9 protein-coding genes are annotated in these 12,207 nt (G+C 56.3%); 7 read left to right on the plus strand and 2 right to left on the minus strand.

Features of this window, described 5'->3' with window-relative positions; genetic code table 11:
- Positions 1–126 precede the first annotated feature (126 nt).
- The 7 genes from B0E33_RS25930 to B0E33_RS25960 all read left to right on the plus strand — a co-directional run bounded on the left by B0E33_RS25930 (position 127) and on the right by B0E33_RS25960 (position 10,352).
- Positions 127–903: a response regulator transcription factor gene (locus B0E33_RS25930; RefSeq protein WP_022998536.1), complete on the plus strand. Its 777-nt coding sequence runs from the start codon at positions 127–129 to the stop codon at positions 901–903.
- A gap of 442 nt (positions 904–1,345) precedes the next feature.
- Positions 1,346–2,947 (plus strand): sensor histidine kinase, encoded by a 1,602-nt coding sequence (locus B0E33_RS25935; RefSeq protein ID WP_208984173.1) that lies wholly within the window; start codon positions 1,346–1,348, stop codon positions 2,945–2,947.
- A gap of 7 nt (positions 2,948–2,954) precedes the next feature.
- A complete protein-coding gene (locus tag B0E33_RS25940) occupies positions 2,955–5,192 on the plus strand; it encodes a bifunctional diguanylate cyclase/phosphodiesterase (protein ID WP_208997711.1) in 2,238 nt (745 codons plus the stop codon).
- Between the two features lie 280 nt (positions 5,193–5,472).
- Positions 5,473–6,183, plus strand: a complete 711-nt coding sequence (locus B0E33_RS25945) for an SRPBCC family protein (protein ID WP_077292802.1) — start codon at positions 5,473–5,475, stop codon at positions 6,181–6,183.
- 231 nt (positions 6,184–6,414) lie between these two features.
- On the plus strand, positions 6,415–6,906 hold the full coding sequence (locus B0E33_RS25950; RefSeq protein ID WP_031268448.1) for a (2Fe-2S)-binding protein: 492 nt from the start codon (positions 6,415–6,417) through the stop codon (positions 6,904–6,906).
- 216 nt (positions 6,907–7,122) lie between these two features.
- Positions 7,123–9,483, plus strand: a complete 2,361-nt coding sequence (locus B0E33_RS25955; RefSeq protein ID WP_022998541.1) for a xanthine dehydrogenase family protein molybdopterin-binding subunit — start codon at positions 7,123–7,125, stop codon at positions 9,481–9,483.
- 71 nt (positions 9,484–9,554) lie between these two features.
- Positions 9,555–10,352 carry an FAD binding domain-containing protein gene (locus B0E33_RS25960; protein ID WP_022998542.1) on the plus strand — a complete coding sequence of 266 codons (798 nt, stop codon included), beginning with the start codon at positions 9,555–9,557 and terminating at the stop codon, positions 10,350–10,352.
- Positions 10,353–10,485: 133 nt separating this feature from the next.
- Here the strand turns inward: B0E33_RS25960 and B0E33_RS25965 are convergent, their stop codons facing one another.
- Positions 10,486–11,691, minus strand: a complete 1,206-nt coding sequence (locus tag B0E33_RS25965; RefSeq protein WP_077292803.1) for a molybdopterin molybdotransferase MoeA — start codon at positions 11,689–11,691, stop codon at positions 10,486–10,488.
- A complete protein-coding gene (gene moaC, locus B0E33_RS25970; protein WP_077292804.1) occupies positions 11,691–12,203 on the minus strand; it encodes a cyclic pyranopterin monophosphate synthase MoaC in 513 nt (170 codons plus the stop codon). Before moaC ends, B0E33_RS25965 begins: the two co-directional genes overlap by 1 nt.
- Positions 12,204–12,207: the final 4 nt, after the last annotated feature.

Here is a 12,207-nt window from a genome sequence, read left to right on the forward strand (position 1 = left end):
TAAATTCTGAAATAGTTGTCGAGTTAGGGAAGAAACGTTGACCTTGTGAAGCTCCAAAATTACGGATTCAACATTGGTAAAATCCAAGGGGCTGATATGTTCATAATCGTAGACTCAAGAGAGATAGTGACCGCAGGCTATGCCTCGGCATTCGACCGGGAAGGCTATGCCTCCCTGGAACTTCATCCATCGGAACTTCTTGACTGGCTGGAAATCACCTGTGCCCAGGATCTGGGCTCGGTTGACGCCATCCTTCTGGGAGAGTGTGAAGAAAGATGCGGCTACGTTGCATCGATCCGCAGCCGGTGTCCGGAAGCCCAGATCGTGGCTCTGGAAGATACCGCCAACCTTGAGAGCACGCTCGACCTGTTTTCCGCAGGTATGGACGATGTTCTGAAGAAGCCGGTTCATGTTCGGGAAATCATTGCCCGCGTCGGAGCTTTCCGCCGCCGGATCACTTCCCGGAACAATTCAGCAGGCACCGGTGCCATCGAAGTCTTCTTCGACGGTCGCGATCCAGTCGTCGGTGGGGACGTCATGGAACTGCCGCGCCGGGAACGCCGCATTCTTGAATATCTCGTCAAGAACAAGGGACGGCGTGTCACCAAGACACAGATCTTCAATGCTGTTTACGGCGTCATGAACGACGGCGTGGATGAATGTGTCGTGGAAAGCCACATCTCCAAGCTGCGCAAGAAATTGCGGAAAAAGCTTGGCTACGATGCAATCGAGTCGACGCGCTACATCGGCTACATGCTGAAAGACGCCACGGCCACCAAGCAGAAGGTTGCAGACACCCGGCGTCAGGTTCAGGCCTCGCCAGCAACCGCACACGCTGTAGAGGTTCCGGTTGACACCCGCACCACCACCAACAAGCCGTTTTTGTCAGTGGTCAATGCCTAATCGGAATAAGCTCAGAATATGAAGACCTTGCAAGGAACAATAATTTGCAATGGCAACGATCGAGCGGACTGGTATGAAAGTTTTGCCGGAGACAATTGCATGATGCGATGCCGCTCTAATTCGTCGAATTCAGGTTTTTTGTAGATGCAAGACTATCTGTTTTGCTGTGGAAAGAAGGCTCTTTCAATTTACAATTGATTTTTATGGAAAATTTAGAAAACCTACCCAGAATATACGACACACTGACGCTCTAATCACATGATCTCCGCTGCGCGGCGCATTGATGGGGCGAGGGGCAATGTAGATGTGTCTGTGAATCAAGTATTGAAGAGACGGTCCGCAAAGGCGGTTCGGTTTTCGTCCTTGACTGGAAGCCATTTAAATCGGCGTTCTGCCGGAGTTTTATGAGCTGGAACGGACACCGTGATTTGAGGTGGGCGTCTTGACACTGAACGGCAGTACGTCGTTGCCATATACTCCCAAGGAGATGGGCCGTTCCAGCCTGTCCCGGACATTCATTCTCTATACGCTCGGTCTTTTCGCTGTTCTTGGCGTCATATTCATCGGCATTCTCACGAAGATCACGTGGGACGCCTCTCACGCACGCGCCATTCGTGTGACCGAGGCCTTCTTTCAGGCAACCAAACGCCCGTTTGAACGCGCCATCTGGACAGTCAATGCGGACGCGACCCTGCAGCTCATCCGCGGGTTGGAAAGTCTCGAAGTTGTCGAGAAAGTCTGGGTTGAAACACCGGACACAGGCAATTTCGGTGAACCTGTTACCGGGCCGCGCGCTGCCGAAGCTCTCAGTTATACACTCAATTCGCCCAGCACCATCCTGCACAAGGATGCAATCGGGCAGGTGTTCATTCTCATCGACCGCAACACGATTTCCTATGAAATCGTTTCGACTGTCGGGTTCATCGTCACCGCGATCATTGTCTATCTGCTGTTGCTCGCCATTGTGATCAGAACAGTCTTTCGCCGTCTGATCGGTCAGCCGCTTTCTGCAATCGTGGAGTATCTTTCCACGCCGCGCCTGATCGAAGATCCACCCAAGGCCGAACTGATGCCTGGCCGAGCGGACGAAATCGGTATTCTCGCCGCCAGTCTCCAGTCCATGGTTCAGCGCCGGCATCTGGATTTGCAGAAAATTCAAGAATACCAGACTAATCTCGAGGACTTGGTCGCCCACCGGACGGAGCAGCTTAAGTTGGTGCAGGAAGAGCTTATCCAGGCAGATAATCTGGCCGCGCTTGGCGCGCTGGTTGCCGGGGTTTCGCACGAGCTGAACACGCCTCTTGGAAACGCGTTGATGGCGGCCACGACCATCAAGGATTCAACCGGTTACTTGCGTACCGAACTTGAAGAGCAGAAACTGAGCAAGGAAGCTCTGGAAAACGAAGTCGAACGTATTTCCGATACCGCGCATATCATCGAGAAGACACTCGGCCGGGCCCGCGAGCTTGTAGGGAACTTTCGTCAGGTGGCTGTCGACAGGCAGAGCGAGAAGAAGCGGTCCTTCAATTTCGACCACATCATTCGTGAAACTCTTGCAACACTGCAGCCGACGCTCAAGAAAACGCCTTTCAAGGTCGAGCTTGATCTCCATGCGGACGAAATCATCGATAGCTATCCTGGCGCGGTCAGTCAGCTCGTCTCGAATTTTGTCGAAAACGCCATCAAGCACGGATACGAGGGGCGCAGCGAAGGTCTGATCAAGCTGTCTTCCCAGGTGGTTCACCCGAAGGACAAGAACCGAAACAATTCGAACGAACGCAAGATTATCTTCAAATGCCAGGATTTCGGTGTAGGCATTCCGGAGAAGAATCTGAAAAAAGTATTCGAGCCGTTCTTCACGACGAAGTTCGGCAAAGGAGGATCCGGTTTAGGGATGGCGATTTGTTACCAGCTGGTCACCGAAGCCCTGAACGGAACCATCTCGGTGTCTTCCAGCGTCGGGTCGGGAACCGAATTCATTATCGAATTCCCCGCCATGGCCGCTCAGGATACCAGGAAGCCTCTCGGACAGAAGGTGCATTGAGATGGTGATGGACTTTCTTGCCCCCTCCGAGCCGGAAGTGAAGAAGATCACGAAGGCGCCCTGGAAAATCCTGATTGTCGATGACGATCCCGACGTACATGAAGTCACCAAGATCGCCGTTGGTGGATGCATCTTCGAAAATCGTCCGTTTGAACTTTTGCATGCTCTCTCGGCTCAGGAAGCCCGGCAGATCCTGTTGAAACACCCCGATATCGCGGTGGCGCTTGTCGATGTCGTCATGGAAAGCGATACGGCAGGTCTCGGGCTTGTGAGCTGGATCCGTTCCGAACTCGGCAATCATTTCACGAGGTTGATCCTGCGTACAGGTCAACCCGGGTATGCACCGCAGACCGACGTGATCATGAAATTCGACATCGACGGCTACACCGAAAAAGCCGAATTGTCGCGTACCAAGCTGATTACAGCCATCGTTACAGGTCTGCGCGGTTACAAGCTTGTCATGTCGCTTGAGACCAACCGCAAGAAGCTCAAGCAGTTAAACGAGCATTTTGCAGCTATTGTCGAAAAGAACGCCCTGAGTGAATTTGCTGCGGCAGTCCTGAAGCATTTCACGGTTCTTGTCGGGCAACCTGTCGACAGCCTGTTGTGTGGTCTTGAGACGCTTCCCGACTACGGGTCCTTCGACAAGTCCAACGTCCGTGTGCTCGCGGCAACGGGAAATTTCGAGGACAAGATTGATCTGCCGGTGGACGTCATCAGTGACGATGCGATCCGCAATGCCGTGGCAAGATGCGTCGAGACACAGGCAACATGCTCGTCGCCCAAAGGAATTGCTCTTCCGCTTGTCACTCGTAACGGCATGACAGGCGCGCTTTATCTCGGTATTTCCGAGGAGTTGCTGGAGGAGCTCGTCGGGTCGGAAGTCGTGCAGTTGTTTGTTTCCAACGTCGCGCTTGGCTACGAGAAGACCGGCCTTTTGGAGCATATTCGCAACCTTGCTTATGTCGATCGCGTGACCGGGTTGTCGACATTCTCCGGTTTCATCGAAACCTTTCAGCGCCACGCCGCCAACGGTGCCAAGCTGCTGGTTGTTCATTCCGACATCCAGAGATTCCGTGTCATTGTCGACGGGATCGGCGACGAAAAGGCGGGCGCGGTCTTGAAACGGACCGGCCACCGCCTGTCGCAGACTTTCCCCGATGCGCTCACCATTGCCAGGAAGGAAAAGGACGAATTTCTTATCCTTCTGAAGGGCGGTGAAGAGAATACGATTCAGGATGTGGTTGCGCGGATCGAAGATGCTTTCCAGCAACCGATAACGCTCGAAGACAACCAGATCACCCTTCGACTGCGGCTGGGGTTTGCATCCACCGGCACCGAGACGCAGAGCGCGGAAGAACTCGTGCGTTTTGCCTCCATCGCCCTTAACGATGTGCGTCAGAAAGGGGTGACCAACCACGCGGTTTTTCATCCGCTGATGCAGGAAGCTGCCTTTGAGCGCCTGCGGCTTGCTTCACTGCTTACCGGTAGTTCCAACCAGACGAAGTTTTCGCTGAATTATCAGCCGATCATGCACGCCCGGGACGAGAGCCTTGCGTCCTTCGAGGCCCTGATGCGGTTCCGTACCCCGAGTGGAACGTTCCTGAATACCGCTCGGATGATCGAAGCTGCCGAAGCCAGTGGTCTTATTACCGAAATCGGCGCGTGGATGTTCAAGACGTCCTTTACCGAGTTCAGCAGCTTGACCGGAATTTCCGATGACGTTCGGTTGAACGTGAACCTGTCTCCCAGGCAGGTTCAAGCAAACCGGATCTACAAGGACATCGAAGATGCTGTGACAGCCGCCGAACTGCCGCTGGATCGCCTCGTATTCGAGGTGACCGAAGGGCTGTTCCTCAGCAACGATCAGGTGACTCTGGCCTTCCTGACGTGGCTGCGTGACAAGGGTGCGCGTGTCGTTATTGACGATTTCGGCACCGGGTATTCCTCGTTCAGTTATCTGCGCAAGCTGCCGGTTGACGGTATCAAGATCGACCGAAGCTTTATTATGAACATGGATCAGGATGCGGATGCACTTGCTGTCGTGAAATCCATCATCGCCGTTGCGCAGGCGCTGGATCTGAACGTTACAGCAGAAGGTGTCGAGACTGTTGCCCAGAGAAATATCATGCAGGAGCTGCATTGCGACTACCTGCAAGGATATTTCTACGCCAAGCCTCTGGCGACCAATGACCTGTCCGGTTTCATCCAGAAGGCTGTCGAACCGGGGGTTGCCTTCGGATAAAACAGTTTATCCGTCCGTTTATCAATTTCTGGCCGGAACTGTCAGGACAGAAGTGCCTTTTTGGCGCATACTGCGACAGCTAGGTCATACGTTGAATTGAAGACATCGGACAGCCTGTCAAGGATTGCGTTCTGCAATTCTGTTCACATAAGCGATTGAAAATTTGTACGAAACACGCTCTCATGCGGGAAAACGTGTTTGCGGCGGACGCGTCAATCGCGTTGAATGTCGACTGAACCTTTGTAAATATGCGCTAAAGCGCAACTTGGGGAGAAAACATATGGACATGAGCGGCTCCCACCGGATTCCGGCCAAACGGGAAACCGTATGGCAAGCCTTGAACGATCCGGATGTCTTGCGGGCCTGCATCCCGGGCTGCGAAAGCCTCGAGAAGACCTCGGACACCGAAATGACCGCCGCGGTCACATCGAAAATCGGGCCTGTAAAAGCCAAATTCAAAGGGGAAGTAACCCTTGAGAACATCAATCCTCCGGAAAGCTACACGATCTCGGGAGAAGGCAAGGGCGGCGTCGCCGGGTTTGCCAAGGGGTCTGCGGATGTGAAGCTTACGGAGGAAGGTGACGAAACCATACTTTCCTACGAAGCCAAGGCGCAGGTCGGGGGCAAACTTGCCCAGCTCGGCAGCCGGCTGATCGATTCCACCGCCAAGAAAATGGCGGAAGACTTTTTCACGAAGTTCTCCGAGATGGTTGGTTCACCGGCAGGGCAGGACGAAACTGCGACCACAGCTGGTGCCGATGACGATCTGGATCCCGGTGTGGCCGAGGAAGCCAAGCGGATCGCGATTGAAGAGTCCCCTGGCGAAGTCATGCACGTAATTGAGGATGCGGAGCATGCAGTCGAGGAAAAGATCCATCAGGCGGAACAAAATATTGAAGCCGCTGCGGGACGCAACGTGTTCGGCGGCCCCATGGTCTGGGGGCTCGTGTTGCTCGCCGCCGTGATTGTCGTGCTTGCACTTGCAAGTTGACCGGGTAGGACAAATCTTGAAATGATCGGGCTCTGACAATTTAGGACGCGCCAGGGCCCCAGCACAAAACACGGTGACAAGCCGGGAAATTGGGTCAGTGACACGCAATCGAATTCGATTGTTTATTCGTACGCTGGTCTGGATCGGACATCAGAGGTCTTGCCTGTCATTTCATGCAGGTGGCCGGTTTGATCGGTCCGGTTCAGGGAATTTCATGAGGGAGAGGAATTCATGTCGAAAGTATCGATGGTATTGAACGGCAAGACGGTTTCGGCTGATGTCGAAGACCGGACGCTGCTCGTATCGTTTATCCGGGACGTGCGCGGATTGACTGGTACGCACGTTGGCTGCGACACCTCGCAATGCGGTGCCTGCGTTGTGCATGTCGACGGCAAGGCCGTAAAGTCTTGCACCATGCTCGCAGCCCAGGCCGACGGCGCAGAAGTTGTAACACTTGAGGGGATCGGCACAGCCGACAGCCTGCACCCCGTACAGGCAGCTTTCCGTGAACATCACGGGCTTCAGTGCGGCTTCTGTACCCCCGGCATGATCATGACCGCCGTGGACATGATCAAGCGTCATGGTGCTGGAAATCTCGACGAGGCAACCATTCGCCACGAGCTGGAAGGCAATATCTGCCGCTGCACCGGCTACCACAATATCGTCAAGGCGATCAAAGCCGCCTCCGATCAAATGGCCGGTATGGCTCAGGCCGCCGAATAACGGCGTTGGCCTGCACTCCCAAAATTGATGCGCGAACACGTTCGCGCAGCAGGACAGCAAGACCGATCAATCGAATGAAATGCCGGGAGGAACAGGCATCTTCGTATTGACCGCCAGGTCTTGAGAGACAGTTGCCTTGATGGCAGCAGCCGGATTGTCCGGCGAGTGGAGGATGTCCGGTACTGGCGGAGCCGGCAGATATTCGGGAGAGAAGAAATGGCAGTTGAAGGGATTGGCGCCCGTGCCTTGCGCAAGGAAGACAAGCGCTTCATTACCGGCAAGGGCAAATACACCGACGATATGACCATGCCGGGCATGGGGTACGCTGCTTTCGTTCGCTCGCCGCACGCGCATGCAAAGGTCAAGGGGATTGACGCGAGCGCTGCTCTGGCAATGCCGGGTGTGGATGCGGTTCTCACCGGCGACCAACTGGTGGGTGATGGTATCGGCAACCTGATCTGTGGCTGGATGATCCATTCCAAGGATGGTTCGCCGATGAAGATGGGCGGTTGGCGCGCACTGGAACCGGAAATTGTCCGCCATGTCGGGCAGGCCGTTGCCGTGGTTGTGGCCGATACGCAGGCTCAGGCACGTGATGCTGCTGACGCGGTTGTGGTTGATTATGAGGAATTGCCAGCCGTTATCGATCCGCTTGCGGCACTCGAAGCAGGTGCCCCGCAGATTCACCCGGAAGCCGAAGGCAACCTGATCTACGATTGGGAAATTGGCGACGAAGGAGCCACAAACGCGGCCTTCGAAAAGGCTGCTCATGTCACGCGCATGGAGATCCACAACAACCGCCTCGTTCCGAACGCGATGGAGCCGCGCGCAGCTCTTGCAGGTTACGATGCGGCCGAGGAGCACTATACGCTTTACACCACTTCGCAGAATCCACATGTGGCTCGCCTGGTGTTGTCGGCCTTCTACAACGTTGCTCCTGAAAACAAGTTGCGTGTGATTGCGCCTGATGTTGGCGGTGGCTTTGGTTCCAAGATCTACATCTACCCGGAAGAAATGGTCTGCCTATGGGCGTCCAAACGTGTCGGTCGTCCGGTCAAGTGGGTGTCTGACCGGACCGAGGCCTTCCTGACGGATGCACATGGCCGGGACCATCGCTCTGAAGCGGAACTCGCGCTTGACGCGGACAACAAGATCCTGGGCCTCAGGGTCAAGACGATCGCCAATCTCGGCGCCTACATGTCTTTGTTCTCGTCTTCCGTGCCGACGTATCTCTACGCTACGCTTCTTTCGGGTCAGTACGACATTCCGGCTATCCACGCCAACGTGAAGACGGTCTACACCAACACCACACCGGTGGACGCCTATCGGGGCGCAGGCCGGCCGGAGGCGACCTATCTTCTGGAGCGGATCATGGAAACGGCAGCCCGTGAAGTGGGCTTGTCGCCGGCAGAGTTCCGTCGCAAGAACTTCATCCGCACGTTCCCGCATCAGACACCGGTGATCATGTGCTACGACGCAGGTGATTATGATGCGACGCTGGACGCAGCCCTGAAGGCCGCGGACTACGACGGCTTTGCCGCCCGCAAGGCGGAAGCAGCTTCCCGCGGCAAGCTGCGCGGTATTGGTCTGTCCTGCTACATCGAGGCGTGCGGTATTGCACCGTCCGCTGCGGTCGGTTCACTTGGTGCCGGTGTCGGTCTTTGGGAATCTGCCGAAGTGCGTGTAAACCCTGTCGGATCGATCGAGGTTCTGACGGGGTCGCACAGCCATGGTCAGGGACACGAGACAACCTTTGCCCAGCTGATCAGCGAACGTTTTGGCCTGGATACCAATGCGGTGTCCATTGTTCATGGCGATACCGACAAGGTTCAGTTCGGTATGGGAACCTACGGCTCGCGCTCCGGTGCGGTTGGCATGTCGGCAATCGTCAAGGCGCTCGACAAGGTCGAAGCCAAGGCGAAGAAGATTGCTGCTCACCTGATGGAAGCCTCCGAAGGAGACATCCAGATCGAAGGTGGCGAATTGAAAGTAGCCGGCACCGACAAGAAGCTGACCTTCACCGAGGTGGCTCTCGCTGCCTACACGGCGCACAACCTGCCTGAAGGCATGGAGCCGGGCCTGAAGGAAGGTGCCTTCTACGATCCGACCAACTTCACCTTCCCGGCAGGTACCTATGTCTGCGAAGTCGAAGTGGATCCGGATACGGGCAAGACGGAAGTGGTCAACTTCGTCGCGGCTGACGACTTCGGCAACATCATCAACCCGATGATCGTGGAAGGTCAGGTGCATGGCGGTATTACGCAGGGCATTGGCCAGGCACTTCTGGAAAATGCGTCCTACGACGAAAACGGCCAGCTGCTGACGGCGTCCTACATGGATTACTGCATGCCGCGTGCCGATGATGTGCCGTCCTACAATCTGTCGACGCATGTCACGGCCTGCCCAGGCAACCCGCTTGGCATGAAAGGTTGCGGCGAGGCTGGGGCTATCGGATCTCCGCCGGCAGTTATCAATGCGATCACGGATGCGATCGGGGACAACAGCCTGTCGATGCCAGCCTCTCCTGAAAAGGTCTGGGCGCTTTACCATGCAGGTGTGAAGCAGGCGGCCGAATAACGCCACAACGGGATTTTCGGGCGGGGCAACCCGCCCGCCATTGCACAGTTCGAAATCCGGGGAGACCCAGCATGTATGAAACGACGTATCACAAGGCCGGATCAGTAGCGGAAGCTGCTTCACTAATGGCCAATGCCGATGACGGCAAATTCCTTGGTGGTGGCCAGACTTTGCTGCCAACCATGAAACAGCGGCTTGCAGCCCCCAGCGATCTGGTGGATGTGACCAAGATTGCGGACATGAAGGGGATCAGCGCAAACGGCGATGGTGTAACTATCGGCGCAGCAACGAGCCATTTCGAAGTCTCGACTTCCGATCTGGTGAAGCAGAAGCTTCCTGGACTGGCGTCACTCGCCGGTGGCATTGGTGACCCGGCGGTTCGTCATATGGGCACCATTGGCGGCTCGATTGCCAACAATGATCCTGCAGCCGACTACCCTGCTGCGCTGGTTGCGCTCGGTGCTACCGTTGTCACCAGCAAGCGGGAACTGGCAGCGGAAGAGTTCTTCACCGGCATGTTTGAAACCGCGCTTGATGAAGATGAAATCGTCGTCGCGGTCAAGTTTCCGGGTGCTGCGGCCAGTGCCTATGCCAAATACCCGAACCCGGCATCGCGTTATGCCATGGCCGGTGTCTTCGTTGCCAAAGGCAACGATGGCTCCGTCAAGGTTGCGGTAACCGGAGCAGGGCAGGGTGGTGTCTTCCGCATGTCCGCCATGGAAACGGCGCTTGCAAGTAATTTTTCAGCCGACGCCGTCGCCGGCATAGCGCCCGACGCAGACGATCTACTGTCAGACATTCACGGGTCTGCTGCTTATCGTGCGAACCTGGTTACCGTTATGGCAAAGCGCGCCGTCCAGAAGGCGTAACCGACCTCGTGCTGATTTAAGAATAAGAACCCGGCCGACACTCGGCCGGGTTTTGTTTTCCTGAGGGAGGAGTAGTCAGCTTCTCGATTGGGGCACGAGCGCAGACAGTCGCACGGCTAGCTGCCACGTCACGTCAGAGTACCAGTATGGGCACTTCTGCTCCGGCTTCCAGCGCCGGTGCATGAGGTGGACGGACCACAAGTGCGCCGGATTTGGCGAGCAGGTTCAACATGGAACTGTCTTGCCGGGAAAACGGCGTTACGATCAGATCGCCGTGTTCCGAATTGGAAAGCGTTGCCCTGACGTAGTCCTGCCTGCGGTCGTTCTCGGGCAAGGGAGAAGCGAGTATGGCTCGTTGAGGTCCGGACTGTTCCGGCGTCTGACCGAGCATTGCCTGCATGAGTGGCTTCAGAAACAGCAAGCCGCATATAAGGCTTGAGACGGGGTTTCCGGGCAGACCAAGAACCTTGGTGCCGCCAAGACGGCCTGCCATCAACGGCTTGCCCGGACGCATTGCAATTCGCCAGAACGCCAGGTCCATGCCTTCCTGTCCAAGGACACTTTGAACAAGATCGTGGTCGCCGACTGAGGCCCCCCCAAGCGTGACGAGAATGTCGGCCTTCTCGGTAATCGCACGCCTAACGTGGTTCGCAAGTGCCACCGGTTCGTCGGGTGATATTCCAAGATCGAGTGGCTGACCGCCACAATCTTCCACGAGTGCGGCGATACCTGCGTGGTTCGAGGCGATTATCTGATCCGGTCCCGGTTCCGTTCCTGGGCGAACCAGTTCATCCCCGGTTGCGAGTATCGCAACCTTCGGTCTGCGGTGCACCGGCAAGACCGCGTGGTTCATTGCAGCGGCAAGGGCGAGATGCCGGTAGGCAAGTTTGAGCGGCGGTTGCAGAAGCACATCACCTTCGGAAAAGTCCAGGCCGGCCGGACGGACGAATGCGCCCTTGGCCGGGTTCTCCAGAACGGTTATGCGCTCGCCTTCACGCTCAGCGTTTTCCTGGATCAGGATCGTGTCCGTACCGGCCGGCACAGGAGCACCGGTAAAGATCCTCACCGTTTCACCGTTGCCGACCGTTCCGGAAAAACCATGGCCAGCCGGTGCTTCGCCGACAACGGTCAAGGATGTTCGGGCATCGGAAAGATCTTCATGACGAATGGCGTAGCCGTCCATCGCAGACGCTGCGAAAGGCGGTTGGGTTCGGGTGGAAACAAGGGGGGCGGACAGATATCTGCCGTTGGCGCTCTCGAGCGGAACATATTCCGTTTCAAGAGGTTTTACGCCGGAAAGGAGCTTCGTCAGCGCTTCGTCGACAGGCATCAGGCTCATCAGGTGCCACCCAGGCTGCCGTCCTTGTCGAGTGTCCAATGGCCGGATTTGCCACCGGATTTTTTGACCAGACGGATATCTCCGATGACCATGCCCCGGTCTACTGCTTTCGCCATGTCGTAAATCGTCAGGCAGGCCAGCGAGCATGCGGTCAAGGCTTCCATCTCGACACCTGTCTGGCCGCTGACCTTGGTTGTCGCTGTCACTATGAGCCCGGGAAGATCATCATCGGTATCGATGTCGATGGACACCTTGGACAACATCAGTGGATGGCAGAGCGGTATCAGTTCGTGGGTCTTCTTGGCGGCCAGGATGCCGGCTATGCGTGCCGTGCCGATAACGTCGCCTTTCTTGGCGTTCCCGGACCGGATGAGATCCAGGGTTTCAGTCCGCATGGTGACAGTCCCGCGCGCGACGGCAATCCGATGCGTTACGGACTTCTCGGATACGTCCACCATGTTGGCAGACCCTGCCGCATCCAGATGGGTCAGTTTGGCGTCCTTGTTGGCCATGTCC

The sequence above is a fragment of the Roseibium algicola genome (genome assembly GCF_001999245.1).
In the GTDB taxonomy this organism is placed as follows: Bacteria; Pseudomonadota; Alphaproteobacteria; order Rhizobiales; family Stappiaceae; genus Roseibium; species Roseibium algicola.